We start from the raw sequence: 25,428 nt of genomic DNA on the forward strand, positions 1-25,428 counted from the left end.
ACCCCCCCGGGGGGGGCCCCCCCGGCCCCGGGGGGGGGGGGGCGCGGGCCGCCCCCCCCCCCCCCCCCGGGGGGCCCCCCCCGGGGGCCCCCCCCCCCCCCCCCCCGCGGGGGGGGGGGGGCGGGGGGCCCCCCCGCCTCCCGTGTGTCGGGGCGGGGAACGCCTAGAGCTGCACGCCGTCCTGCACGGACGCCGCGCGGTGGCGGCGACGCAGCACGAGGGCCGCACCGGTGCCGGCCAGCATCAGCGCGAGCAGCAGGGCGGGCAGGGCGTCGGAGCCGGTGAACGCGAGGGGGCCGCTTCCGTTGCCGGCCGTCCCCGCGCCTCCTGCGCTCGAGCCGTCACCGGGGACCGCCGCGGGCGGGGTCGTCGGAGCCGGGGTGACGGCGCCTTCGACGACGGCGACGGTCGTCGCCAGCGTCGTGCCGCTCTGCGTGCCGGTCAGCGTGATCGTGTAGCTGCCGGGCTCGGTGGGGGCGGTGACGGTGTAGGTCGCGACGCCGTCGATCACGTCGGCGATGCCGAGGTCGGTCACCGTGCCGTCGACGTCGAGCGTGCCCGTGACCTGGCGGTCGCCGGCGAGGCCGGCGGTGCTGACCGGGAACTCGGCGCCGGGGGCGACCTCGGTCGGAGCCGAGATCGTCGCGTCGGTGCTGAGGCCGTCGAGGTCGCGGTCGAGCTGCAGGGCGTTCACGATGGTGAAGAAGTTGTCGGTCTGGTCGATCAGGCCGACGACGTTCGCGGCACCGGGGCCGTAACCCGCGACGCGCAACTGCGTGCCGGTGTGCTGCTGCGACCCGCCCGCCGCGGCGGTGCCGTAGGCGATCTTCATCGTGGTGCCGTCGACCGTCGTCAGCGCGGTGCTGAGCGTGGCGGGCGGCGTCGAGTCGACGATCTGGCTGGTGTGCGCGTGGTCCGCCGTGACGATGACCATCGTGTTGCCGTCGGCCTTCGCGAAGGCGAGGGCGGACTGGACGGCCTCGTCGAGGTCGAGCACCTCACCGATCTGACCGCAGGCGTCGGCGCTGTGGTCGCGCTTGTCGATCGAGGCGCCCTCGACCTGCAGGAAGAAGCCCTGGTCACCGGTGTCGAGCAGGTCGATCGACTTCTCGGTCAGCGACTGCAACGAGAGGCCGGTGGACAGGCGGGCCGGGTTCGGCTGGCAGGTCTGCGGGGCCAGGTCGGCGCCGCCGACGGTCGCCGTGGTGGCGGCGTACCGGGTCGGGAAGTTGCCGTCGGTGAAGGTGCCGAGCACGGGCTGCGCCTGGTCGGCGGTCGTCAGGGCGTCGAGGCCGGCCGCGTCGCGCACGACCTGGTAGCCACGGTCCTGCGCCTGGGCGAACAGGGTGTCGCCCTGCCACTGACCGGCGCGGGCGGACTGGCCGAACGAGGTCGCGCCTCCGCCGAGGGTCAGGTCGGCACGGGTGCCGATGATCTGCTCGCTGATCGAGCCGAGGCCGCCCTGGTCGAGCGCGTCGGCGCCGCACTGGGTGACGCTGTCGGGGCCGTAGCAGCTGCGGGCGGCGACGTGCGCGGCCTGCACGGCCGGGGTGGCGTCCTGCAGCTCGGCGGTCGAGACGTTGCCGGTCTTCTTGCCGTTGGCCTTGGCGATCTCGAGCAGGGTGTCCTGCGGGACGCCGTCGACGTCGACCGAGATGGCGTTGTCGTAGGTCTTGGTGCCGGTGGCCCAGGCGGAGCCGGTCGCCGCGGAGTCCGGCACGTAGTCGGGCTTGCCCTTGTTCGCGCCGTCCCGGTAGACCGAGTACGTCGTGTACTGGCCGGTCAGGGGCAGGGCGTCGATGCCGGGCAGCGTTCCGCCGGCGCCGTAGGCGTAGTTGCGCGCCGACGTGATCTCGCTGTCGCCCATGCCGTCGCCGATGAGCAGGATGACGTTCTTGGCGGGGCCGGCCTCCACCGAGTCGAGCAGCAGCTGCGTGCTGTCGTCGATGCTGCGGGCGGCACCACCGTTCTGGGCGACGTTCGCGGGGGTGGCCGCGAACGCGGCGACGGGGCTGAGGGCGAGGGCGGCGGCGGCGGCCGTCGCGACGACCCCCGTCGTCAGGGCCACACGCCGGCGGTTCGGGGTGTTCTTCGACACGGTTCTGCTCCTGTGATCGTGATCGTGATCCGGTCGCCACGCGACGGAGTCGCCGCGGGGCGGGGACCAGCAGACTCCTGCCGGGTGGCCGCCACGTGAACGAGGCCGTGCGCGCGGGTGAACACCCTCGGACGGGGGTCGCCCGCTCGGCTGGCACGCACCGCCGCCCCGGCCGGCCGGCCCGCCGCGCTGCCCCGCCCCGATGCCCTGCTCAGCCGACCCGTCCCGCTCAGCCGATCCGCGCTGCCCTGCCTGCTCAGCCGGCCGTCGAGCGGAGCACCGACGACCCGTCGGGGCGACGGCGCACCTCGACCCGGTCGGCGATGCGCTGCTTGAGCTCGTCGACGTGGCTGACGATGCCGATCACCCGCCCCGAGGCACTCAGGCGACCGAGCTCGCTCATGACGGCGTCGAGGGTCTCGGGGTCGAGCGAGCCGAACCCCTCGTCGACGAACAGGGTGCCGAGCTCGAGCCCGCCGGCCTCGGCCTGCACGACGTCGGCGAGGCCGAGGGCGAGGCTGAGCGAGGCGTAGAAGGTCTCACCGCCCGAGAAGCTGCCGGGGTCGCGGGTGGTGTCGGTGGTCGCGTCCCGGATGACGAGCGAGAGCCCCGTCTTGCGCGAGCGCGACCCGACCTCGCGCTCGTCGGACGAGGCGAGCTCGTACCGCCCGCTCGACATGACCGACAGCCGGACGTTCGCCGCCGCCACGACCTCGTCGAACCGTCGCAGCAGCACGTAGGTGCCGAGCGTCACGCCCTTGACGTTCTCGCCGGTCGAGGCGCTGGCGAGGTTCGCCATGCGCACCACCGCCCGGGCGTGCTCGACGGCGGCGTCGGCCGCGGCCGTCACGGCCTCGAGGGCGGCCAGGGCCTGGCGCGCCCGCTCGGCCCGGTCGCCGGTGCGCGTCGCGCGGTCGGTGACCTCGTCGAGCTCGGCCTCGACCCGGTCGAGGGCCTCGACGGCCGACGGGACGTCCGCCACCTCGTCGCCGGTCAGCACCGCGACCTCGGGCTCGACCAGCCCGGCCGCGACGATCGCCCGTTCGCGTTCGTGCGCCGAGACCCGCGCCTCGAGGGCGGTGAGGTCGCCTGCCTCGAGGGCGGCGTCGGCGACCTGGTCGACGTCGTCGAACCCGCTGCGCTCGAGGGCGGCCGCGAGCTCGGCACGTCGGACGGCCGCCGCGTCGGACGCCACGTCGGCGGCGTCGAGGAGGGTCAGGAGGCGCGTGTCGCGTTCGACCCCGTCACCGACCGCTGCGGTGAGCTCGGCGATGGTCGGGGCCCGACCGTCGAGCAGTCGCGCGATCTCGGCCTCGTCGTCGAGCAGGGCCCGCCGGTCGGCGGCCACGCGCTCCCGGCCGGTGGCGGCTCGCTCGCGGAGGTCGTCCCGCTCGGCCCGCAGCTCGTCGACCTCGCGGTCGTGGGCCACGAGCGCCGCCTCGGCCGCCGCGAGGGCGGTACGGGCCCGGGTGGCCTCGGACACGCGCAGAGCGAGCCGGGCCAGGTCGGACTCGACGTCGTCGCGGGTCAGGTCGCCCAGGGCGCGGCGGGCCTCCGCGGCCCGCCCCTCGGCGGTCGCGTGCCGTGCGGCGGACTCGCGCTGACGGGCCTCGGCCGCTCGGGACGTCCGCGACGCGGCCTCGACCTGGTCGTCGGTGGGGTGCTCGGTGCCGGGAGCCGCCGGGGCCGGATGCTCTCGCGAGCCGCACACGGGGCACGGGTCGCCGACGACCAGAGCCGCGGCCAGGTGACCCGCCATGCCCTCGATCTGCCGACGGCGGAGGCCCGCCTCGTCGTCGAGGGCCCGCAGGGCCGCCGCCGAGTCGTCGGCCAGTCGTGCGGACGCCGCGTCGACGGCCCGGCCGAGGGCGTCGAGGTCGTCGAGGTCACGCAGGCGGAGCCGCGCCTCGGCCGTCGCCTGCTCGGCGGCGACGAGGTCGGTCGAGGCGTCGGCCAGGGCGTCGCGCTCGACGACGAGCGACGCCCGCACGGCGGGGGCCGCGACGAGGTGCGCGTCGAGCTCCCGGCGCCGCTCGTCAGCCTCCATCAGGGACTGCTCGGCCGCCTCGAGGGCCGTCCGGCGACCGGGCAGGGCCTTCTCGGTCCGGGCCGCCTCGGTCAGGAGGGCGAGTTCCGACAGTCGGGCGTCGCGACGGGCGGCGACGTCGGCTCGGATCGGGATCTCGCCGTCCGCCGCCCTCGTCTCGCCGTCTGCGACGGCCCCGGCGGCCCCGGCGGCCGCGACGACCCCGGCGGCCTCGGCGGCCTCGGCCAGGCGTGACGCCGCATCACGCTCGGCCTCGGTCGCTCGCGTGACCGCGGCGAGGGCGTCGGTCACGGTCGCGGCCCGGGTCGCCGCGGCCACGCGCGAGCGGACCGTGGCCATCTCGCCGTCACCCTCGTCGAGACGCGTCCGCCGGACGATCAGGTCGGCTCGTCGGTCGAGTGCCGCCCCCAGCGCCCGCACGCCATCGAGCGACCGTCGTGCCGCGTCTCGGGCCTCGACCACCCGTGACCGCTGAGCCGACGCGGCGACGGCCTGGGCCTCGAGATCCGCGAGCAGGGCGACCCCGCCGTCGGCGGCCAGCCCCTCGTCGAGGGCCTCGGCCTCGAGGCCGCTGGCCTCGAGCAGTCTTGCGCGCGCCAGCTCGATGTCGCGGTCGGCGGCGGCGACGGCGGCGTTCGCGACCTTCCGCCGGTCGACGAGCTCGGCCGTGGTGCGTTCGTAGATCTCGGTGCCGAAGAGCGACTGCAGGACCTCTTTGCGCTTCTCGCCGGTCGAGCGGAGGAAGGCGGCGAACTCGCCCTGGGGCAGGACGACGGTCTGCACGAACTGCTGGCGCGTGAGGCCGAGGATGCGCGAGACCTCGGCGCCGGCCTCTTGCGTGCTGATCGAGACGATCTCGCCGTCGACGGCGTCGGGCGACGAGAGGCGCCACAGCTTGGCGGTCGCGTTCGCCGGCGTCGTGCCCGTGCCGCGTGCCTTCGGACGGCGGTACGCGGGCGTGCGTCGGATGCGGTGCACGCCCGCGCCGTTCTCGAAGACGAGCTCGACGAAGGGCTCGACGTCGGGGGCGGCGTGGTGGCTGCGCAGGCGGTCGGGCGTCGAGGCCGAACCGGCGAGCCCGCCGTAGAGGGCGAAGACGATCGCGTCGATGATGGTCGACTTGCCCGAACCCGTCGGACCCTCGAGCAGGAAGGTGCCCGAGGCGCCGAGCGCGGCGAAGTCGATGCTGTGCTCGCCCGCGTAGGGCCCGATGGCCCTCAGGGTCAGCCGGTGGAGGTTCATTCGCCGACCTCGCTCGCGAGTGCGGCCTCGTAGGCGCCGCGCACCACGGCGAGTTCGGTCTCGCTCGCCGCCCCGCCCGAGGCGAAGGCGACGAACTCGGCCGCCACCTCGATCGGGTCGGACTCGGCCGTGACGGCGGCGAGCGCCGAGGCCTCGACCGCACCGACGGGCGTGTGGTGGATCGCGAGGGCGTGCGGGAAGTGCTCGGCCACCCGCGTGTAGAGCCGTTCGGGGTGCACCGGATCGGTGACGAAGACCCGGAGCCAGGCGTCGCGCAGGTCGTCGTGGCGCCCGTCGAGCAGGGCGTCGAGGGAGTCGGTCACCTCGGCCAGTCGTCGCGGGACGGGGGCCGGGACGAGCTCGACCGAGACCGAGCCGTCGGCCGTCAGCTCGACGATCGTGGACGACTTGACCTGGTTCCGCTCGCCGAACGAGAAGGCGAGGGGCGAACCCGAGTAGCGCAGGCGACCGGACGGGCCGACGCGTTGGGCACCGTGCAGGTGGCCGAGGGCGACGTAGTCGACGCCGTCGAACGCGGCCGACGGCACGGAGTCGACGCCGCCCACCCGGATGTCGCGCTCGCTCTCGCTGCGTTCGGGTGCCGGGGCGCCCTCGGGCTCGCGGTCGGCTGCGGGCCCCGCCACGACGAACGCGTGCGCCACCACGACCGACCGGGTGCCGGGTCGCCCGGCGAGGTCGTCGCGCACCCGCTGCATCGCCGCACCCACGACGGCCGCGTGCGACCGGGGCAACGGCTCGTCGGCTCCCGCCGGTGCCAGGGACCTGCGGACGCTGTCGGGGTCGAGGTAGGGCAGCCCGTAGAAGGCGACCGGCCCGTCCGGGTCGTCGACGACGACGGGCTCGTCGAGCAGGTCGACCGACGCCCGCAGGTGCAGGCCCGGGCGCATCAGCTCGGCCGCGAACCCCAGACGCACCGCCGAGTCGTGGTTGCCCGGCGTGACGATCACGGTGGCGTGCTCGGTCAGGCCGGCGAGGGCCCGGCCGAGGAGGCGCACGCTGGGCACCGCGGGGACGGCCCGGTCGTACACGTCGCCCGCGACCACCACGACGTCGATCGACCGTTCGACCACGAGCCCCACCAGGTGGTCGACGAAGGCCTGCTGGTGCTCGTGCAGGTCGACCCCGTGCAGCGTGCGCCCCAGGTGCCAGTCGCTGGTGTGCAGGATGCGCACGGCGCCCCTCTCGTGGATGTCGCGGTCGGTGCGGCAACGGGTGCCGGAGTCGGTGCCCCCGACTGTATCGGGGGCCTCCGACAGAGCCGTCCGCGCCTCCTCGGTCCGGCGCCGCGCCTCCTCGGGTCCCGCGCCGCGCCTCCCCACCGGTCGCCGCCCCGCCCACGGGAGTGAGATGGTCAGATGCCCGCACACCGCGGCGGGCCCGACGAGAGCGAGACCGTGAGCCACGACGCCCTGCAGCCCGACCAGGTCACCGCCCTCCGTCGCGAGGTCGAGGCCCGCCTCGACGCGATGGTGGCCGACCTGACGACCTACGCGAGCCTCGAGACGCCGTCCGACGACGTCGACCTGCTCGAGGCGGGGCTCCGCTGGATCGAGACCTGGCTCGGCGAGACCGTCGGGCCGCCGGCCGAGCGCCGGGTGCACGTCGTCGAGGGCTACGGCGACACGGTGACCCTCGACTACCCGTCGCCGTCGGGCTCGACCGAGTGGGTGTCGGCCCTGTGCCACTACGACACGGTCTGGTCCGAGGGGACGCTGGCCGGGTGGCCCGTCACGGTCGAGGGCGACCGCATGACCGGCCCGGGCGTCTTCGACATGAAGTCCGGGCTGATCCAGCTCGGCAACGCCCTCGCGATCGGCGACCGCCTGGGGCTGCCGCGTCCGAACGTGCGCCTGCTGCTCAACGGCGACGAGGAGGTCGGCAGCATCGCCTCGCGTGAGGCGATCGAGCGCGAGGTCGGACGAGGAGGCGCGGTGTTCGTCTTCGAGTCCGCCGCCGACGGTGCCGTCAAGACCGCCCGCAAGGGCGTCGGCATCTTCGAGGTCGAGGCCTTCGGGGTCGAGGTGCACGCCGGCCTGCACCCGCGCTCGGGTGCGAGCGCCGTCGACGAGATCGCCCGCGTCGTCCTGGCCCTGCACGCGGCCGCCGACGTCGAGGCGGGTACCTCGCTGAACGTGGGAGTGCTGCAGGGCGGCACCCGCACCAACGTCAAGGCCGGCTACGCCCGCGCGATGGTCGACGTGCGCGTCACCTCGTCGACCGAGGCCGAGCGCATCGAGCGGGTGTTCGCCGGGCTCGCGGCGCACGATCCCGCCGCGACGCTGAAGGTCACCGGCGGCTGGAACCGCCCGCCGATGGAGCGCTCGGTCGCGACCGGCGCGCTCTACGAACGCGCCGCCCGGGTCGCCACCTCGCTCGGCTTCGAGTTGCGCGAGGTGTCGGTCGGCGGCGCCAGCGACGGCAACTTCGCCGCCGCACTGGGCCTGGCGGTGCTCGACGGGGTCGGCGGCGTCGGTGGCGGAGCGCACGCCCGACACGAGTGGATCAGCGTGCACGGCATGGTCGAGCGCACCGAGTTCGTCAGCGCCCTGTTCACCGACCTCGCCTAGTCCGCCCCAACCAACCCCACCGCACCGCTTTGCAGTGCTTTGCACCGCTCTGCACCGCTCTGCACCGCTCTGCACCGCCGAGTGGACACGACGCCGCCGCGCGACACGGCGCCTTGTCCACTCGGCGGTTCGCTGCCGTGGCGCCGACGACGCTGTGCGAATAGCGCACCCTCACGACCACGACGCCGAGGTGCGGCCCGACCGCAGCGGCACCCCGCCACGGCGCACGATCGCCGCCAGCCGTCGCGGATCGAGCGCGTCGTCGATGTCACATCTCTCGATGCGTCGGACCCGCCCCGTGCCCAACAATCGAGCCTCGCGCTTCTTCTCACGGCGTACGACCTCGGCCGGGGACGAGCCCGCGAGCAAGCGAGGGTCCGAGTACTTGCCGAAACCGTCGAACTCGAGCACGAACCCGAACTCTTCGAAGAAGAAGTCGCATCGTCCGACGAATCCCCGGGCGTCGAAGAACTCCTCTTGCAGGATCGGCTGAGGCGCACCGAGCCGATGCAACGCGACTCGCACGAGCGACTCCCCGCCGTTCTCGGACAGGGGCGTGGCGAACGAGATCGCTCGCCCGAGTGCCAGCTCACCCCGCCGTCCGACCACGCCGTCGGCCATCGCCCCGAACCGGAGCCGGAACTCGTCACGCAGATCGTCGACTCGGGTGCGCATCTCGGCGGCCCTCGGAAGCCGACTCTCGACCAAGAGCCGACGACGCATCACGCCGTCGAGACAGAGGACGCCGTCGTCGAACCCGGATGACCTCGCGACGTCGAAGGCGGTGCGCAGCTCACTCGTGACCAGCAGGTCGCCCACCGACTCGATCTCGTCGTCCTCGAGACCGGCCCCGTGCTTGACGAGGACCGGCGTGCACTGGGTCGAGGCCCGACGTCGGTCGATCACGTGCACCCGGCGCGGGTCGCCCTGGACGCTCGGCAGCCCGTGCACGGCGACGGCCGAGCCGTGGGACACGACGCAGTCGGCGGGGAGCGCGGACACGGCGGCCCGCACCCGGACGACGTGGCGACGCCAGGGCCTCAGTCGGCCCCAGTCCTCCGTCGCCACGTAGACGCCCCGTTGGACGCGCACGAGACGTCCCGCGGCGGCGTCGCGTCGCAGGGCGCGCGCCTCACGGGACTGCGCACCCGGCGTGGCGGAGAAGATCAGATCGGGGAGGTCGTCGTCCATCCCTCGATGCTCGCGCGTCGATCGGACCCGGCCGCGCCTCCAGAACTTCGCTGTGGACGACCGCCCGCCCACCGCGTCATGTCGACGAGACGACCTATGCGCACCGAGAACCGCCGAGTGGACAGCGCGCCGCCGCATGACGCGGCGCGCTGTCCACTCGGCGGCGTCCAGCACCGGCGCCCGACCTCAGCCCTCCAGCGTGAAGTCGTAGACGCCGGCGTCGAAGCGGGCGTAGCCGGGGTAGTCGATCAGCTCGTAGAGCTCGGCACGGGTCTGCATCGTCGGCACCTGCGAGTCGAGCGACCCGTCGGCCACGAGCGCGTCGAGCGCCCGGGACGCCGCGCCCATCGCGGCACGCATCAACGACACCGGGTGGATCACCATGCTCACGCCCACGTCGTGCAGCTGCTGGTGCGTGAAGAGGGCGCTCTTGCCGAACTCGGTCATGTTGGCGAGCACGGGCACGTCGAGCGCCGAGCAGATCGCCTCGAACTCGCCGAGGTCGGCCATCGCCTCGGCGAAGACCGCGTCGGCCCCCGCGTCGACCAGGGCCCGGGCCCGGTCGACCGCGGCCTCGAGCCCGTCGAGCGCCCGGACGTCCGTGCGCGCCATGATCACGAGCGACGGGTCGCGGCGCGCGTCGACCGCGGCCCGGATGCGCCCGGCCGCCGTCGCCGCGTCCACGACCTGCTTGCCGTCGAGGTGGCCGCAGCGCTTGGGGTTGACCTGGTCCTCGACGTGCAGTCCGGCCACGCCGGCGGCCTCGAGCGCCTGGACGGTGCGGGCGACGTTCATCGGCTCGCCGAACCCGGTGTCGGCGTCGACGAGCACGGGCAGGTCGGTCATCGACGCGATCTGCCCGGCCCGCGTGGCGACCTCGGTGAGCGTGGTGAGGCCGATGTCGGGCAGCCCGAGCTCGTTGGCCATCACGGCGCCCGACACGTAGACGCCGTCGAAGCCCTTCTGCTCGATCAGGCGCGCGGTGAGCGGCGTGAACGCGCCGGGGAAGACCAGGGTGCGCTCGTCGGCCAGCCCGGCCCGGAACGCCGCACGCTTGTCCGCCGGCGACACCGTCGAGTACAGCATCAGAAGAGCCCGCCCGGCTGGGCGGCGGCACCCGCGAGGGCGTCGGGAGCGACGATGCCCAGCTGCCGCACCTCGGCCGCCGTCAACGAGGGGAGGCGCGTGGCCAGGTCGACGAACCGCTCGACCTCGGCGTCGGGCAGCACGCCCTCGGCCAACGTGCGGAACTTGCGCACGTAGTCCTCGCGTCCGAAGGGCCGCGCCCCCAGGGGGTGGGCGTCGGCGACGGCGATCTCGTCGACGAGGGTCGTGCCGTCGACGAACTCGACCTCGATGCGGCCGCCGAACGCCTTCTCGGCGGGGTCGGTCGAGTGGTAGCGGGCCGTCCAGGCGGGGTCCTCCGCCGTGGTGATGCGCTGCCACAGCTCGACGGTGTCGGGACGTTGCGCCCGGGCCGGGGCGTAGCTGCGCTCGTGGTGCCATTCGCCGTCCTGCAGGGCGACGGCCACGATGTAGGGGATGGAGTGGTCGAGCGTCTCGCGGCTGGCCGTGGGGTCGTACTTCTGCGGGTCGCCGGCGCCCGAGCCGATCACGACGTGCGTGTGGTGGCTGGTGTGCAGCACGATGCGGCGCACCTGCGCCGGGTCGCGGAGGGCGGGGTGCGCGCGGCCGAGCCGCCGGGCGAGGTCGATCCAGGCCTGGGCCTGGTACTCGGCCGAGTGCTCCTTCGTGTACGTGTCGAGGATGCCCCGCTTGGACGCACCCGGCGCCGGCAGGGGCACGTCGTACGACGCCCCGGGTCCGTCGAGCAGCCGGGCGATCACGCCGTCCTCACCCTCGTAGATCGGGGCGGGACTGCCCTGGCCGCGCATCGCGCGGTCGACGGCCTCGACCGCGGCCTTGCCGGCGAAGGCCGGTGCGTAGGCCTTCCACGACGAGATCGCCCCCTTGCGGGACTGCCGCGTGGCCGTCGTCGTGTGCAGCGCCTGGCCGATCGCCTGGTGCACCACCTCGGTCGAGAGCCCGAGCATCGTGCCCAGGCCGGCCGCGACCGACGGACCGAGGTGGGCGACGTGGTCGATCTTGTGGGCGTGCAGGCTGATCGCCCGGACGAGGTCGACCTGCACCTCGTAGCCGGTCACGATGCCGCGTAGCAGGGCCGCACCGTCGAGTCCGCGGTGCTGGGCCACGGCGACGAGCGCGGGGACGTTGTCGCCGGGGTGCGAGTACTCCGCCGCCAGGAACGTGTCGTGGAAGTCGAGTTCGCGCACGGCGACCCCGTTCGACCAGGCGGCCCATTCGGGCGAGACGGGGTGCTCGGGCGCGACGCCCGTGACCTGCGAGCCCGCGCCTCCGGTGGTCGGCGGATGCGCGAGCGCCTGGTCGCGTGCGACGGCGACCGGCGCGCGCAGCAGCGATGCGGCCGAGACGGCGGCGTTGTCGATCAGGCGGTTGATCACCATCTCGGTCACGTCGTCGTCGACGGGTGCGTCGTCGGTCGCGAGCGCGGCGAGGCGCCACGCGAGCTCGTCCTCACGGGCCAACGGCTGGTCGCTGCGGTGCACGCGCACCGTGTGCACGACGAGATCGCCGGTCGGGGTGCCCGACTCGCCCATGACCCCGGACGAGGAGGCGCGGGTCGCGTCGCTCCCGCCGCTCTCGTCGGTCGTCGCCCCGGCGTCGTGTGCGTGCTCGGACGCCTGCTCGTGCTGCGTGCCCATCGGCCACCCTCTCTGGTGGGGCGGGCGTCGTGCGGCCCGCCGTGCGCCGTCGTCGGTGACGGCCGTGTCGTTGCCGACCAGTCTCGCACCCGGTCCGGGCGACGCGTCTCGTCCCCGCCCCGGACGATGCGCCTGGCGTCCCCCGGCCCGCCGACGCGCCCCGTTCGGGGGTGAACCCGTCTGTTCGCCACCTGGCAGGCTGGGAGCATGACGACCGAGAGCCCGCTGGGGGGCGGCTCCGACGAGCGACGCCCCTCCGCCGACCAGCCGACCACCTCTTACCCCGCGACGGGGACGTCGACCCCGCCGCCGCGACCGGGCCGCCCGATCGGGCTCGCGATCGCCGCCCTCGTCGTGGGCGTCGTCGCGTTCCTGCTCGGCCTCGTGCCCGTGGTGGGCACGATCGTCGGACTCGCCGCCGTGGTGCTCGGCATCATCGCGCTGCTGCGGCACCAGTCGAAGGTCATGGCGTGGATCGGCCTCGGCCTGGGAGCCGTCGCCACCATCGTGTCCATCGTCGTCGCCGTCGGCCTCGGCGCGGCGATCGACAGCGTGCAGCAGGACGACCCGGCCGTGACCGCCACCTCCGAGCCCGCCCCCGTCCGCACCTCGTCGACGCCTGCGCCCACCCCGTCGGCCACGCCGTCGTCGGCGGCCGCCGACGTGCCGGCCGACCACTCGGACGCCCTGGCGGACGCCGAGACCATCGCGAACGGCCTCGGCAGCAGCAAGCTCGAGACCTACGCGAAGCTCGTGGCCGGCGGCGCCTCCGAGGCCGCGGCGCAGTACGCGGTCGACACGGTCGACGCCGACTGGCAGGCCAACGCAGTCCGCAAGGCCAAGGCCTACGCGGCGGACGGCATGACGGGCGACGTGCTGCGCAACCAGCTCGTCAGCGAGTACGGCGAACAGTTCACCGCCGAGGAGGCCGACTACGCCCTGGCGCACCTCGACGACTGACGCCTCGTGACGCGATCGTGATCCTGGCCGGCCCGACCTCATCCTCTGGGACGAGTGCTCGGGCCGGACCGGTCTGTAGCGTCGAGAGCGACCGCCGGGGGACGACCGGAGGCCAGGAGGGCACGACCATGAGGAGCACGACCACGATGCGCACCGCCATCGGCACGGGGGCCACGGCCTGCCTGATCATGGTGTTGACCGCGGGCTGCACGGGCGGGGCCGACGACGCGACGCCGAGCCCGTCCGAGACGAACTCCGCGTCGCCGTCCTCGACCACCGGCACGGCCACCGCCACACCCGCACCCACGCCCACCGAGACCGCCGGCCCGGTCGCCCTCCCGGTCGACTGCACCGACATCGTCGACCAGGCCACCTACGCCTCGACCTTCGGCGACATCCCGCTCAACCCGGTCGAGTTCGGCGGCTCGGGCACCAGCTCGGGCGTGGTCACGCCGACCACCCCGCCCGCGGGGGCCGGCGCTCGTGACGTCGTCGGGGCGGCGACCGAGCTGTCCTGCCTCTGGCGCGACCCGCGGGCCGACGTCTCGGGCATCTCGGTCGCGATGGGTCACCTCGAGCCCGCCGCCGGCGCCGCGGCCCTCGACGGTCTCGCCTCGCAGGGCTACACCTGCACCTCGGTCCACGAGGGGCGCAGCTGCCAACTCGTGACGCCCGACCCCCTCTACCCGGTGGACCGCGCGCAGACCTACTGGCTGCGCGACGACGTCGTCGTCACCGTCGACCAGACCAACGTGCCGACGGACGACCTGATCGGCTCGATCGCGACGCGCCTCTTCGGCTGAATCCGCGCCTCCTGCACCTGTCGCACCGTGGACCGGACGGGGGGGGGCCCCCCCCCCGGGGGGGGGGGGCCGGGGGGGGGGGGGGGGGCGGCCCGCGCCCCCCCGCCGCCCCGCCCCCCCCGGCCCCGCCGCCCCCCCCCCCCCGCCCCCGGGCCCCGGCCCCCCCGCCCCCCCCCCCCCCCCGGGGCGGCGCCCCCCCGTCCGGTCGGCGGTGCGGCGCACGCGCGGCGCACGCGCGGCGCACTCGCGACGGGCGCTACAGCACGTGCTTCGGCACGCGGTGCAGCGTGACCGCGCCGACGGCGTCGAACGGGTGCAACGGGTCGGGGGCGACCGAGCCGGTCGGGCCCCCGAGCCTCGAGTGCCCCACGGCGCTGAGCACGGCGTAGGCGTCTCCGCGCGACCAGCCGTGGTCGTCCACGAGGAACGAGAAGGCGTCCTCGTACCCGCGGCGGATGCTCTCCTGCACCGGGTCGCCGAGGCCGACGAAGATCCAGTCGTCGGCGGTCTCGATGCGCGGCGCCCGCAGGCCGAGGCCGGGCACCAGGTCGATCGAGACGACCGCCGTGCCCTCGGCCTCGATGGCCACGAACGACGACTCGCCCTCGGCCATGATCGCGTGCACGTCGCCGATCGACAGGTACGCCCCCTCGACCATGACCGGCAGGTAGACCGTCGACCCGACCGTGTTCTCGGTGACGTCCATGTTGCCGCCCTGGGCGTACGCGGGCATGATCGTCGAGTTCTCGCCCTCGGCGGGCGCCGTGCCCATGCAGCCGATCATCGGCCGGGCCTCGAACACGTGCCGGTCGGTGACGTGGACCCCGTCGGAGTCGATCGGCACGCGGCGGGTGAACATCTCGTCGCCCATGACGTGCTGCAGGGCCCCGGACCCGGGCAGGCTGACCGACCAGCCGTGCTCGATGAGTCGGATCTCGTGCACCGTGACGGCGAGCGCGTCGCCCGGCTTCGCGCCCTCGACGTAGACCGGCCCGGTGACCGGGTTGATCGGCACGGACAGCTTCGCGAGGTCGTGGTGTCGGTGCAGCTCGGCGTAGACCGCGTCGCTCGTCTCGAACCCGATGCGTTCGCCGGTGCCCGGCTCGATGCGCAGGGCCGGTGGCACCGTGGCCGTGAAACCGGGGCGTCCGTGCTCCTTGCCGAGGAAGTGGTCGATCCCGTCGCGGGCGGCGTCCTCGGCGGTCATGCGTCGCGCCGTTCGGAGTCGGCCGCGGGCACCGACGTGACCGCCGGCTCGTCCGCAGCCTGCCCGAGGGACGGCGCCGCGCCTCCTCGGCTGCGGTAGTAGAGGAACACGCCCGCGCCGAGCACCAGCCAGACGAGCCCGCCGATCTTGGCCTCGGGTGCCGCGTTGACCAGCACGTAGCCGATGATCAGGAACCCGACCACGGGCACGACGAGGTGCAGCAACCAGTTGCGCGACTTCTTCTTCACGACGTAGTGCACCACGACGGACACGTGCAGCAGCATGAAGCCGAACAGCGCCCCGAAGTTGACCAGCGACGAGATGACGTCGATCTGGCCGACGAAGAACAACACGAGCACGGCCGAGAGCGCCGACACGACGAGGATCGCGGCCTGCGGCACCTGACGCGTGTTGATCTTCGACAGGAACGCCGGCAGCTGCCCGTCGCGGCTCATCGAGAACAGCAGACGCGACGTCGCGGCCTGGGCGGCCATGGCGTTCGCGATGCCGACGGCCAAGACGTTGACGACGAAGAACGCCGTCGCCCACCCGCTGTTCGACGCCTCGCGCACGAGGTCGAAGAAGGCGTTCCCGGCCTCGCCCTCGGGGAACGAGTCGCGGCCGCCGGCGAGCGCGCTGGCCAGCCAGGTCTGCAGGATGAAGCAGAACGCCACGATGAACAGCGCGATGATCATGGCCTTGCCGGCTCCGCCGCGCTTGCCGGTGCTCTCCTCGGCGAGGGTCGAGATGCCGTCGAAGCCGAGGAAGCTCAGCACGGCGATCGACAACGCCGAGGCGATCAGGGGGGCGGTGACCTTGCTGGAGTCCCAGATCGGGTCGGTCGTGAACTCGGCACCGGGGATCGTGCCGCCGTTGAGCGCCGTCACCGCGATGATGACGAAGATCACGATGAAGACGACCTCGATGGCGAGGAACACCCGGTTCATCAGCTTGATCGAGCTGATGCCGAGCAGGTTCACGGCGGTGTTGACGGCGACGAAGATCAGCGCCCACATCCAGCGGGCGGTGCCCGGGAAGATGCCGATCATCGACTCGGCGGCGAAGACGTAGAGCAGCGTCGGCACGAGCAGGTAGTCGAGCAGGATGGCCCAGCCGGCGAAGAACCCGGCCACGGGGTGGATGCCCCGCCCGACGTACGAGAAGACCGACCCGGCGAGCGGGATCGACTTGGCCATCTGCGCGTAGGCGAGCGCGGTGAAGATCATCGCGACGAGGCCCACCAGGTAGACCAGGGGCACCATGCCCGAGGAGGCGTTGTACACGGTGCCGAAGATCGCCCAGGGCGCGATCGGCACCATGAAGATCAAGCCGTAGATGAGCAGGTCGACGGTCGAGACCGACCGCTTGAGTTCTTGCTTGTAGCCGTACTGCTCGAGCTGCTGCTGGTTGCTCAGCTCACCGCCGGAGGCGGCCTTCGTGGGCAGGGACATGGTGTGCTCTCTCGCTCGGGTGGGGATCGGGTCGGTGCGGATGCGGGTGCGGGTCGGGGGTGCGGGTGGGGTCGGGGGTGCGGGTGGGGTCGGGGTGCGGGAGGCGCGGGCCGCGTCGGTTCAGGAGGCGCGGCCCGCGCCGGTCAGGAGGCGCGTGCGGCGTCGCGCAGCTCGTCGTACGCCGTCAGGAACGGCGCGACGACGGCCCGGAACTCCTCGGGCTGTTCGAGGTGCGAGCAGTGGCTGGCACCGGCGAACACGTGCGACCGGACGTCGGCGATGCCGTCGACGAAGGGCTGCCAGGTGGCGGGCGTCGCCTCGTCGAACTCGCCCGCGACGACGAGGGTCGGCGTCGTGATCGCCGGCAGGCGGTCGACGACGGTCCAGTCGCGCAGCGTGCCGATGACGTGGAACTCGTTCGGCCCGTTCATCGTGTGGTAGACCGTCGGCTCGGCCTCCATCTGCTCCTCGCTGTCGACGAAGTCCTGCGGCATGGGCACCACGCGGCAGACGTGCCGCTCGTAGAACGCCTGGGTGGCGGCGAGGTACTCGGGGTCGGTGGTCGTGCCGTCCGCCTCGTGGCGTGCCAGCGCCTCCTGGGTGTCGGTCGGCAGCTGGTCGCGCAGCTCGGCGGCGCCCTCGACCCAGAGCTGCATGGACGCGGGCGAGTTGCAGATGGCCAGGCTCGCCAACCCGTCCGGTGTCGTCACGGCGATCTCGGCCCCGAGCATGCCGCCCCACGACTGGCCGAGCAGGTGGTACCGCTCGAGGCCGAGGTGCGCGACGAGGTTGGCGAACTCCGAGACGAAGAGGCTCGGTTGCCAGAAGTCGACGGGCGCGTCGGGCAGGTGGGTGCTGCGGCCGCAGCCGAGCTGGTCGTAGTGCACGACGGTGCGGCCGGTCTCGTCGGCGAGGGCCTCGAGGTTGCGCAGGTAGTCGTGGGCCATCCCCGGGCCGCCGTGCACCACGACGAGGGGCAGCGCACCCTCGCGTGGCTCGTCGGGCGTGGTGACCCGGTACCAGGTCTCGGCGTCGTGGAAGGCGGCGGTGCCGGTGGTGATCGTGGACATGCGGGTGAGCATGCACCCGGCTAAGGTCTCGCGACAAGACCTTTCGCGATGCCTTAATCTGCTCGTAACACGACGAGACCTCGACGGCTGCACGCACGACGGGTCGGCGAGCCGGGACGGGGACGCGATGGGCCAGGACGACAGCCGAGGAGGCGCGGGCGGCGCGCGCTCGGACGTCCCGGTCGACGGCGCCCTCGGTGGCGCCCTCGGGGCCCCTCTCGCCCCCACGACCAGGGTCGACGACCTCACCGACCGCCTCGTCACGGCCATCACGATCGGCGAGTACCTGCCCGGCTCGCGCCTCCCCGCCGAGCGCGACCTCGCCGCCTCGCTGCGGGTCGGTCGCATGACGGTGCGGGCCGCCCTGGCCCGGCTCGTCGAGCAGGGGTTGATCGTGACGCAGCGCGGGCGCGGGGGCGGCTCGTTCGTCCAGGCGCCGGCACCGGGGTCGGGCACCGACGTCGTGCGCCGCACGCTCGCCGCGCGCTGGTCCGACCTGCGCGACACGAGCGAGGCGATCAGCCGACTGCACGGCGTCGTCGCCGAGGCCGCGGCCGAGAACCGCACCCCGGACGACGTCGACCGGCTGCACGACCGGCTCGAGGGCTACCGCGGCGCGGCGTCGGGCCTCGCGTCGCAGAAGGCCGACGAGGCGCTGCACGTCGCGATCGCCGAGGCCGCCGGCAACGCCACGCTGCGCGGGGTGCTGTTCGACCTCGAGGCCCGCGTGAGCATCTCGGCGCCGGCGCACCTCTGGGGCGGGCCGGACGGCATGCGCGAGATGGAGCTGCGCGCCCTCGCCGACCACGAGGCACTCGTCGCCGCGATCTGCGACGGGCGTGCGGCGGACGCCGCGGCCATCGCCCGCGAGCACGTCAAGATCGACCTCGAGCTGCTCGAGCGCGAGCTCGGCCGCGCCGCGCCCTGACCCCGCACCCGCGCCTCCCCGCCTCCGTCCCCGCGCCTCCTGAGCCCCCGATGCCCCTGGGGTCTCGGCGCCGCAGCGTCGCCGAGGCCGACCGTGACAGGCTGGGCGCGTGAGCGACTCGACGACGAACGACACCACCCCCACGACCGCGGGAGGCGCGGCGCACGACGCCCCGCCCGTCACCGCCCCGCCCGTCCCCACCCCGCCCGCCTGGTGGACGACCGCGACGGTCTACCAGATCTACCCGCGCAGCTTCGCCGACTCGAACGGCGACGGGGTCGGCGACCTCGGCGGCATCCGGCAGCGGCTCGGTCACCTGCACGACCTCGGGGTCGACGTGATCTGGCTGTCGCCGATCTACCGCTCGCCCCAGGCCGACAACGGGTACGACATCAGCGACTACGACGACGTCGACCCGCTGTTCGGCACGCTCGCCGAGTTCGACGCCCTGATGGACGAGGTGCACGCGCTCGGCATGAAGCTGGTCATGGACCTCGTCGTCAACCACACGAGCGACGAACACCCGTGGTTCGTCGAGGCCCGGTCGTCGCGCGACTCCCCGAAGCGCGACTGGTACCTCTGGCGCGACCCGGTGCCGTCGGGCGAGGGGACCGACGCCGCGGGCACGCCCGGGGCCGGCACGCACCCGACCGCCTGGCGCAGCGCCTTCAGCGGCCCGGCCTGGACCCTCGACGAGCCCACCGGCCAGTACTACCTGCACATGTTCGCGTCGAAGCAGCCCGACCTCAACTGGGAGAACCCCGACCTGCGCCGGGCCGTCTACGACATGATGAACCGCTGGCTCGACCGGGGCGTCGACGGGTTCCGCATGGACGTCATCAACCACATCGCGAAGGAGCCCTCGTCGCTGGCGCCCGGAGCCCCGCACTTCGTCATGGGCGGGCAGATCCACGACCACCTGCGCGAGATGCACCGCGAGGTCTTCGCCCACCGCACCGACCGCGAGCTGATCACGGTGGGCGAGATGCCGGGGGTGACGGTCGACGACGCCCGGCTGTTCACGGCCGCCGACCGGCACGAGCTCGACATGGTGTTCCAGTTCGAGCACGTCGGCCTCGACCACGGACCGGCCTCGAAGTTCGACAACCTCCCGTTCGACCTCGTGGCGCTCAAGCGCTCGCTGTCGCGCTGGCAGGAGGGCCTCGCCGACCAGGGCTGGAACAGCCTCTACCTCGGCAACCACGACCAGCCGCGGTCGGTCTCGCGCTTCGGCGACGACGGCCGGTACCGGTTCGAGTCGGCGACGCTGCTCGCCACCGTGCTGCACCTGCACCGGGGCACGCCGTACGTCTACCAGGGCGACGAGATCGGCATGACGAACGCCGGGTTCACCGCGGTCGAGCAGTACCGCGACATCGAGTCGATCAACTGGTTCGACGAGTCGGTCGCGGCGGGAGCCGACCCCGAGTACCTGCTCGAGGCGTTGCGCTTCCGCAGCCGCGACAACGCGCGCACCCCCGTGCAGTGGTCCGGAGGTGCGGCGGCGGGCTTCAGCACCGGCACCCCGTGGATCGAGGTGGTCGCGAACCACGACACCGTGAACGTCGACGCCGACCGTGCGGCGGGTGACCGATCGGTGTTCGAGCACTACCGGCGGTTGATCGCGCTGCGGCACGAGTCGCCCGTGGTGGCACTCGGGTCGTTCGAGCTGCTCGCTCCGGACGACGGACGGCTCTACGCGTTCACCCGCACGCTCGGCGACGAGCAGCTGCTCGTGCTGGCGAACTGGTCCGGCGAGGCGTACGAGCTCGACCCGGCGCTCCACCCGGCGCTGCGGCGCCGGTCCGTGCCGCAGGTCGTGATCGGCAACGTGCCCGATGGGGGCGGGCTGACGCTCGCGCCCTGGGAGGTGCGCGTCCTGCGGGGCTGACCCGCGCCTCCTCGGCTCCCCCGCGCCGCGCCGCGCCGTGGGCTCGCATCGCACCGTCCGCTGAACGTCGCACCGCCGATGTTCGCGGTGGGACGTTCAGTCGACGGTGCGACTCGCGCCCCCGGGACGCGCTAGCGTCGGCGAGGTGAGCGATCCCGACGACGCGCCCGCGCCTCCCGACGACCCGGCACCCGCCGAACCGGCACCCGCCGAGCTCCCGCACGGCTGGGTGCGAGTCGGCGAGCGCCGCTGGTGGTCGACGTGGGTCGGCGCGACGACGGCCTTCGCGTTCCTCGCGGCGTTCCAGGGCGTCAACTTCTTCTTCCGCATCGCCGAGACGACCTTCCGCTGGGACCTCGCCCTGCTGATCGCCATCGGCGTCACGGTCGGGATCGTCGCCGTGATCACGCTGATCCGCAACGCCCTGGCGCCGCAGCCCTGGGTCGACCTCGACTCCGGGCAGCTGCGCGCCGGCACCCGCCGGCCGATCCCGCTGACTCAGGTCGATCGTGCCGTCCTCACGACGGCGCCCGTCGGCAACGGCGGCCGCGTGCTCGTGCTGCGCCTGACGGCGAAGGAGGCGCGGGTCGAGTTCATCCTGCGCGACCGGAAGGACGCGACCCTCGACCCGACCTCGACCGCCGTGTTGGCGGAGGCGCTGCGCCGCACCTCCGTCGCCATGCCGACCTCGATCCACGACCCGACCGGCCGGTTCGCGCGGTACAACTTCCCCGGCCACGTCGACCGCGACGATGCCGTCGCCCTCGTCGAGCACCCGCCCGCGGCCGGCGACCCGCTGCCCGCGGCGTGGTGACCGCGGCTGGCGCCCGGGGCGTGGTGACCGCGGCTTGGTGACCGCGGCCTCGTGACCGGTTCGCCCTCGAGCGCCCTCGTCCGCGACCACGTCGCACCACCGTCGCGTCGTCGAACCACGCGAGAAGGTGGTTCCCCGACGCGACGGTGGTGCGACCTCGCCGGCGGGTCCCGGACTCAGCGCTTCCAGTACCCCGAGAACGTGATGCGGTTCTTCGGCAGCCCGGACGCGTGCAGGTGCCGCCGTCCGCCGGTCGCGAGCGCGGACTCGCCCACGACGTAGGCGTAGGCCCGTGGGTCGGCCGCCGACCGCGAGAGCAGTGCGGCGAGCGCCCCCTCCCCCGGCGCGACACCCCCGTCGCCGCCGGCGCCCCGACCGTCTGCGTCGTCGTCGTCGCCGCCGAGCGCCCGGCTGCCGGACCCCAGGCCGGCGAGCTCCCGGGCGTCGAGCTCGTCCCGCACCACCCACGTCACCTCGACGCCGTCGGGCGCGTCGAGCGGACGCACGTCGGCCCGGGTCGGCACCTCCTGGATCACCGATCCCACGGAGGCGCGGTGCAGCGATCGCACGATGCCTTCGGTCCCCGGCAGCCCGGTCTCGTCGGCGACCAGGTGGATCTCGGTCGCGTCGTCGGGGGCGTTGAACAGCACGCCCTGGTCGAGCAGGCCGAGGGCGTCGCCGGGGCGGGCGGCGCAGGCCCAGATCGCCGCGCCTCCTTCGAGTTCGCCGGACTCGCCACGGTGCAACACGAAGTCGATGTCGAGCTCGGCACGCGACGCGCCGGCCGCACCAGCACCCGCACCAGCACCCGCACCCGCACCCACACCGGCACCCGCTTCCGTCCCGGCCGAACCCGCCGGCCGGAACTCGCGCACCGTGTAGTTCGCGCAGTGCGGCCGCTCGGCCTCGGGGATCGCCAGGTACTGCGCGTACCAGAGCGACGTGGTCGCCCGAGGCAGCCTCAACGAGTCGCTGCCGGGCACCGGCAGGAACAGCCGGAACCACTGGTCGAAGCCCATGCCGCCGAACTCGTGGAGGTCGGCGCCGACGACGGTGACGCGCTGGAAGCTCGGCGAGACGCGCTCGGAACGCAGCACCTCGAGGCGGTGCACTCGGGGGTCGGCGGGCTTGACGGGCGGACGGCGGGTCGACATAAGGTAAGGCTAACCTAATGAACCGCGGGTCGCATCCGACGTCGTCGACCGCGCCTCCGACGGGCACGCCGACGTCGAGCCACCCGCACGACCAGAACGACCCGCACCATCCGCACTACCCGCACTACCCGCACGACCAGCACCACCCGCACCACCCGCACGACCAGAACGACGCGCGACACCGCGCCCTGCCCCACCGCTCCACGATCCGAAGGAGACCCGTGTCCGAACGCCACGCGTCCGCACTGCTGACCACTGCGACCGCCGACGAGTACGAGCGCCTCACCGGCGCCGCCGTCGCCCGGATCGCCGACCGCTTCCGCACGACGCGCCAACCCTTCTCGGGCGAGAGCCGTGCGCACCTGCAACACCTCGTCGACGCCGTCGACCTGGACGCCCCGGGCACCGGCCTCGACGACGCCCTGCGCGAGGTCGACGAGCTCTTCACGGCGAACGCCGTCTGGTTCCACGACCCCGCCTACCAGTCGCACCTCAACTGCCCGGTCGCCCTGCCCGCGGTCGCCGCCGAGGCCGTGCTCGCCGCCGTCAACCCCTCCGTCGACACCTACGACCAGTCCGCCGTCGGCACCCTGATCGAGCGACGACTCGTCGACTGGACCGCCGAGCGCATCGGCTTCGACCCCGCCACCCGCGACGGCGTCTTCACCTCGGGCGGCACGCAGTCGAACCTGCACGCCCTGCTGCTCGCCCGCGAGCACGCCACGGCCCGCGCCCGCGCCGACGCGAGGGACGAGGAGGCGCGGCTGCGGGGCACCGCCGCCCCCGGCCACCGACCCGTGCCGCGCGCCACGGCACTGCACGACCTGCTCGGCCGCATGGTCGTGGTCGCCACCGCCGAGAGCCACTTCAGCGTGCAGAAGTCGGCCCGGCTGCTCGGCCTCGGCGAGGACGCCGTCTTGACCGTCCCCACGGACGACGCCGGTCGGATGCGACCCGAGGCCCTCGCGGTCACCCTGGACGCCCTCGTGCAGGCCGGACACCTGCCGGTCGCCGTCGTCGCGACCGCCGGCACGACCGACCGCGGCTGCCTCGACCCGCTCGCCGCCGTCGCCGAGGTCTGCGACCGCACGGGCGTGTGGCTGCACGTCGACGCGGCGTACGGCGGTGGCCTGCTCGTGTCGCCGACGCGTCGGCACCTGCTCGACGGCATCGAGCACGCCCGGTCGGTCACGGTCGACTTCCACAAGACGTTCTTCCAGCCGGTGTCGTCGAGCGCCCTCATCGTGCGCGACGGGCACGACCTCGACCCGGTCGCCTGGCACGCCGACTACCTCAACCCGCTCACCGACCCCGAACCGAACCAGGTCTCGAAGTCGCTCCAGACGACCCGACGGTTCGACGCGCTCAAGCTCTGGGCGACGCTCCGCGCCCTCGGCGCCGACGGCGTCGGCGAGCTGGTCGACCGGGTGATCGACCTCGCGACCGGCGCCCACGACCTGCTGCGGGGCGACGACGAGTTCGTGCTGCTCGCCGAGACCCAGCTCAGCACGGCGCTGTTCCGCTGGCAGCCGGCCGGCGTCGACGACGCCACCGCCGACCGGCTCGTCCCGCTCGTCCGACGCGTGCTCTTCGAGTCCGGCAGGGCGGTCGTCGCGAAGACCGTGGTCGACGGGCGTCCCTGCCTCAAGCTGACGCTGCTCAACCCGGACGCGGGTCTCGACGACGTGAGGGGCGTGCTCGAGCTGGTCCGCGCCTCCTCGTGGGCCCTGCTCGAGAGCGCCGCCCCCGCCCTCGTCACCGCCGGGACGGAGGTCGCCCGATGACCGCCGCCACCGCTGCGGCCGCCGCCACCGCTGCGGCCGCAGCCGCCGCCACCCCGCGCGACGCCCCGCGCCTCCACGACCTGGTCGGCATCGGCCTCGGCCCGTTCAACCTCGGACTGGCCGCCCTGACCGACCCGCTCGACGACGTCGACGCGGTGTTCCTCGACGAGAACGACGGCTTCGCCTGGCACCCCGGCATGATGATCGAGGGCGCCACGATCCAGGTGCCGTTCCTGGCCGACCTCGTGACCATGGCCGACCCGACCTCGCGCTTCGGCTTCCTGAACTGGCTGAAGGCGACCGGGCGGCTCTACCCGTTCTACATCCGCGAGGAGTTCTCCCCGCTCCGCGCGGAGTACGACGCCTACTGCCGCTGGGTCGCCGACCAGCTCGACACCCTGCGGTGGGGTCGACGCGTCACGAGCGTCGACGAGCAGCCCGACGGGACGTACGTCGTGACCTCGCGACGTGCTGCCGACCAGGCCGTCGAGACCTGGCACGCCCGACACGTCGTGCTGGGGGTGGGAACCGAGCCGCGCCTCCCCGAGCCGCTGCAGCGCCTCGCCGACCGGGGCGACGCCCACGGCCGGGGTGACGCCCACGGCCGGGTCGTGCACAGCGCCGACTACCTGACGGCCCGCGACCGCCTGCGCGCCGCCGACTCGGTGACGATCGTCGGCAGCGGACAGTCGGCCGCCGAGATCTACCGCGACCTGCTCGACACGACCCGCGTCGGCGACCGACCGGGGCACCGGCTCGACTGGGTCACCCGTTCGCCGCGGTTCTTCCCGATGGAGTACACGAAGCTCACGCTCGAGCTCACGAGCCCGGAGTACACCGACCACTTCCACTCGCTGCCGCGCGAGACCCGCGACCGCCTCGGCCGCGAACAGCGCAGCCTCTACAAGGGCATCAGCGGCGACCTCGTCGACGACGTGTACGACACGCTCTACCGGCTGAGCGTCGACGGGCCGGTCGACTCGACCCTGCTGACCGAGACCGAGCTGGTCGACGCCCGGTGGGTCGACGCCGACGAGCAGCTCGAGATCACGGTCCGGCACGCGCAGCTCGGCACGACGACCACCCGCCGCACGGACGCGCTCGTCGTCGCGACGGGCTACGCCGCACGGCTGCCGTCGTTCCTCGACGCCCTCGGCGACCGCGTCGACCGGGACGACCTCGGCCGCCTCGCCGTGGCCCGGGACTACTCGATCGACGGGGGCCGGGGACGGCTGTTCGTCCAGAACGCCGAGGAGCACACCCACGGCCTCACCGCCCCCGACCTCGGCTTCGGCGCCTGGCGCAACTCGAGCATCATCGCCTCGATCACCGGCCGCGAGGCCTACCCGATCGAGCGCCGCATCGCCTTCCAGACCTTCGGCCGGCCCGACGGACCGACACCGACACCGACACCGACACCGACGCCGACGCCGGCAGCGACCTAGGAGGCGCGGGT

18 protein-coding genes are annotated in these 25,428 nt (G+C 73.8%); 8 read left to right on the forward strand and 10 right to left on the reverse strand.

Features of this window, described 5'->3' with window-relative positions; genetic code table 11:
- Positions 1-163: 163 nt before the first annotated feature.
- The 3 genes from phoA to ACVJ1F_RS14110 all read right to left on the reverse strand — a co-directional run bounded on the left by phoA (position 164) and on the right by ACVJ1F_RS14110 (position 6,580).
- Positions 164-2,098 (reverse strand): alkaline phosphatase, encoded by a 1,935-nt coding sequence (phoA, locus tag ACVJ1F_RS14100; protein ID WP_456886972.1) that lies wholly within the window; start codon positions 2,096-2,098, stop codon positions 164-166.
- Positions 2,099-2,354: 256 nt separating this feature from the next.
- Positions 2,355-5,387 (reverse strand): AAA family ATPase, encoded by a 3,033-nt coding sequence (locus tag ACVJ1F_RS14105; RefSeq protein WP_456886974.1) that lies wholly within the window; start codon positions 5,385-5,387, stop codon positions 2,355-2,357.
- Entirely contained in the window at positions 5,384-6,580 is a 1,197-nt protein-coding gene (locus ACVJ1F_RS14110) for an exonuclease SbcCD subunit D (protein WP_456886976.1), read from the reverse strand. The genes ACVJ1F_RS14105 and ACVJ1F_RS14110 overlap by 4 nt, the downstream gene beginning before the upstream one ends.
- A 183-nt stretch (positions 6,581-6,763) precedes the next feature.
- Here ACVJ1F_RS14110 and ACVJ1F_RS14115 point away from each other — a divergent pair, with 183 nt between their 5' ends.
- Positions 6,764-7,975, forward strand: a complete 1,212-nt coding sequence (locus ACVJ1F_RS14115; RefSeq protein ID WP_456886978.1) for a M20/M25/M40 family metallo-hydrolase — start codon at positions 6,764-6,766, stop codon at positions 7,973-7,975.
- A gap of 171 nt (positions 7,976-8,146) precedes the next feature.
- Here ACVJ1F_RS14115 and ACVJ1F_RS14120 read toward each other — a convergent pair whose 3' ends face one another.
- The 3 genes from ACVJ1F_RS14120 to ACVJ1F_RS14130 all read right to left on the reverse strand — a co-directional run bounded on the left by ACVJ1F_RS14120 (position 8,147) and on the right by ACVJ1F_RS14130 (position 11,805).
- On the reverse strand, positions 8,147-9,166 hold the full coding sequence (locus ACVJ1F_RS14120) for a hypothetical protein (protein ID WP_056049415.1): 1,020 nt from the start codon (positions 9,164-9,166) through the stop codon (positions 8,147-8,149).
- A 186-nt stretch (positions 9,167-9,352) separates the two neighbouring features.
- Positions 9,353-10,252 carry a methylisocitrate lyase gene (gene prpB / locus ACVJ1F_RS14125; protein ID WP_456886980.1) on the reverse strand — a complete coding sequence of 300 codons (900 nt, stop codon included), beginning with the start codon at positions 10,250-10,252 and terminating at the stop codon, positions 9,353-9,355.
- On the reverse strand, positions 10,252-11,805 hold the full coding sequence (locus ACVJ1F_RS14130; protein ID WP_456887047.1) for an MmgE/PrpD family protein: 1,554 nt from the start codon (positions 11,803-11,805) through the stop codon (positions 10,252-10,254). Before ACVJ1F_RS14130 ends, prpB begins: the two co-directional genes overlap by 1 nt.
- A gap of 312 nt (positions 11,806-12,117) precedes the next feature.
- On the opposite strand from ACVJ1F_RS14130, the gene ACVJ1F_RS14135 reads away from it, so the two are divergent.
- Together ACVJ1F_RS14135 and ACVJ1F_RS14140 are read left to right on the forward strand one after the other, a co-directional pair.
- A complete protein-coding gene (locus tag ACVJ1F_RS14135) occupies positions 12,118-12,870 on the forward strand; it encodes an Ltp family lipoprotein (RefSeq protein WP_456886982.1) in 753 nt (250 codons plus the stop codon).
- Between the two features lie 128 nt (positions 12,871-12,998).
- Positions 12,999-13,673 carry a hypothetical protein gene (locus ACVJ1F_RS14140; RefSeq protein WP_456886984.1) on the forward strand — a complete coding sequence of 225 codons (675 nt, stop codon included), beginning with the start codon at positions 12,999-13,001 and terminating at the stop codon, positions 13,671-13,673.
- Positions 13,674-13,929: 256 nt separating this feature from the next.
- Here the strand turns inward: ACVJ1F_RS14140 and ACVJ1F_RS14145 are convergent, their stop codons facing one another.
- From ACVJ1F_RS14145 to ACVJ1F_RS14155, 3 genes are all read right to left on the reverse strand, one after another.
- Positions 13,930-14,880 carry an acetamidase/formamidase family protein gene (locus ACVJ1F_RS14145; protein ID WP_123572045.1) on the reverse strand — a complete coding sequence of 317 codons (951 nt, stop codon included), beginning with the start codon at positions 14,878-14,880 and terminating at the stop codon, positions 13,930-13,932.
- Complete coding sequence (locus ACVJ1F_RS14150; protein ID WP_456886986.1) at positions 14,877-16,331, reverse strand: APC family permease; 1,455 nt, start codon at positions 16,329-16,331, stop codon at positions 14,877-14,879. The genes ACVJ1F_RS14145 and ACVJ1F_RS14150 overlap by 4 nt, the downstream gene beginning before the upstream one ends.
- Positions 16,332-16,474: 143 nt before the next feature.
- Positions 16,475-17,401 carry a proline iminopeptidase-family hydrolase gene (locus ACVJ1F_RS14155; protein WP_456886988.1) on the reverse strand — a complete coding sequence of 309 codons (927 nt, stop codon included), beginning with the start codon at positions 17,399-17,401 and terminating at the stop codon, positions 16,475-16,477.
- Between the two features lie 127 nt (positions 17,402-17,528).
- Here ACVJ1F_RS14155 and ACVJ1F_RS14160 point away from each other — a divergent pair, with 127 nt between their 5' ends.
- The 3 genes from ACVJ1F_RS14160 (at position 17,529) to ACVJ1F_RS14170 (ending at position 21,034) form a co-directional block, all read left to right on the forward strand.
- Complete coding sequence (locus tag ACVJ1F_RS14160) at positions 17,529-18,329, forward strand: FadR/GntR family transcriptional regulator (RefSeq protein WP_456886990.1); 801 nt, start codon at positions 17,529-17,531, stop codon at positions 18,327-18,329.
- Between the two features lie 109 nt (positions 18,330-18,438).
- On the forward strand, positions 18,439-20,220 hold the full coding sequence (locus ACVJ1F_RS14165) for a glycoside hydrolase family 13 protein (protein ID WP_456886992.1): 1,782 nt from the start codon (positions 18,439-18,441) through the stop codon (positions 20,218-20,220).
- A gap of 145 nt (positions 20,221-20,365) precedes the next feature.
- Positions 20,366-21,034, forward strand: a complete 669-nt coding sequence (locus tag ACVJ1F_RS14170) for a hypothetical protein (protein ID WP_456886994.1) — start codon at positions 20,366-20,368, stop codon at positions 21,032-21,034.
- 176 nt (positions 21,035-21,210) lie between these two features.
- Here the strand turns inward: ACVJ1F_RS14170 and ACVJ1F_RS14175 are convergent, their stop codons facing one another.
- The gene (locus ACVJ1F_RS14175) at positions 21,211-22,188 is read right to left on the reverse strand and encodes a siderophore-interacting protein (protein WP_456886996.1); all 978 of its coding nucleotides are present in this window, start codon (positions 22,186-22,188) and stop codon (positions 21,211-21,213) included.
- Positions 22,189-22,205: 17 nt separating this feature from the next.
- Here ACVJ1F_RS14175 and ACVJ1F_RS14180 point away from each other — a divergent pair, with 17 nt between their 5' ends.
- Positions 22,206-23,972: a pyridoxal phosphate-dependent decarboxylase family protein gene (locus ACVJ1F_RS14180; protein ID WP_456886998.1), complete on the forward strand. Its 1,767-nt coding sequence runs from the start codon at positions 22,206-22,208 to the stop codon at positions 23,970-23,972.
- Positions 23,969-25,417, forward strand: coding sequence for a lysine N(6)-hydroxylase/L-ornithine N(5)-oxygenase family protein (locus ACVJ1F_RS14185; protein WP_456887000.1), 1,449 nt, complete (start codon positions 23,969-23,971; stop codon positions 25,415-25,417). Before ACVJ1F_RS14180 ends, ACVJ1F_RS14185 begins: the two co-directional genes overlap by 4 nt.
- The last annotated feature ends 11 nt before the right edge of the window (positions 25,418-25,428 follow it).

Source organism: Frigoribacterium sp. 2355, from assembly GCF_054060695.1.

Coding starts and splice junctions, on each gene's coding strand:
- ACVJ1F_RS14105 (WP_456886974.1), bottom strand. CDS start 5,387: ATGAACCTCCACCGGCTGACCCTGAGGGCCATCGGGCCCTACGCGGGC.
- ACVJ1F_RS14115 (WP_456886978.1), top strand. CDS start 6,764: ATGCCCGCACACCGCGGCGGGCCCGACGAGAGCGAGACCGTGAGCCAC.
- ACVJ1F_RS14120 (WP_056049415.1), bottom strand. CDS start 9,166: ATGGACGACGACCTCCCCGATCTGATCTTCTCCGCCACGCCGGGTGCG.
- prpB (WP_456886980.1), bottom strand. CDS start 10,252: ATGCTGTACTCGACGGTGTCGCCGGCGGACAAGCGTGCGGCGTTCCGG.
- ACVJ1F_RS14130 (WP_456887047.1), bottom strand. CDS start 11,805: ATGGGCGAGTCGGGCACCCCGACCGGCGATCTCGTCGTGCACACGGTG.
- ACVJ1F_RS14135 (WP_456886982.1), top strand. CDS start 12,118: ATGACGACCGAGAGCCCGCTGGGGGGCGGCTCCGACGAGCGACGCCCC.
- ACVJ1F_RS14140 (WP_456886984.1), top strand. CDS start 12,999: ATGAGGAGCACGACCACGATGCGCACCGCCATCGGCACGGGGGCCACG.
- ACVJ1F_RS14145 (WP_123572045.1), bottom strand. CDS start 14,880: ATGACCGCCGAGGACGCCGCCCGCGACGGGATCGACCACTTCCTCGGC.
- ACVJ1F_RS14150 (WP_456886986.1), bottom strand. CDS start 16,331: ATGTCCCTGCCCACGAAGGCCGCCTCCGGCGGTGAGCTGAGCAACCAG.
- ACVJ1F_RS14155 (WP_456886988.1), bottom strand. CDS start 17,401: ATGTCCACGATCACCACCGGCACCGCCGCCTTCCACGACGCCGAGACC.
- ACVJ1F_RS14160 (WP_456886990.1), top strand. CDS start 17,529: ATGGGCCAGGACGACAGCCGAGGAGGCGCGGGCGGCGCGCGCTCGGAC.
- ACVJ1F_RS14175 (WP_456886996.1), bottom strand. CDS start 22,188: ATGTCGACCCGCCGTCCGCCCGTCAAGCCCGCCGACCCCCGAGTGCAC.
- ACVJ1F_RS14180 (WP_456886998.1), top strand. CDS start 22,206: ATGAACCGCGGGTCGCATCCGACGTCGTCGACCGCGCCTCCGACGGGC.
- ACVJ1F_RS14185 (WP_456887000.1), top strand. CDS start 23,969: ATGACCGCCGCCACCGCTGCGGCCGCCGCCACCGCTGCGGCCGCAGCC.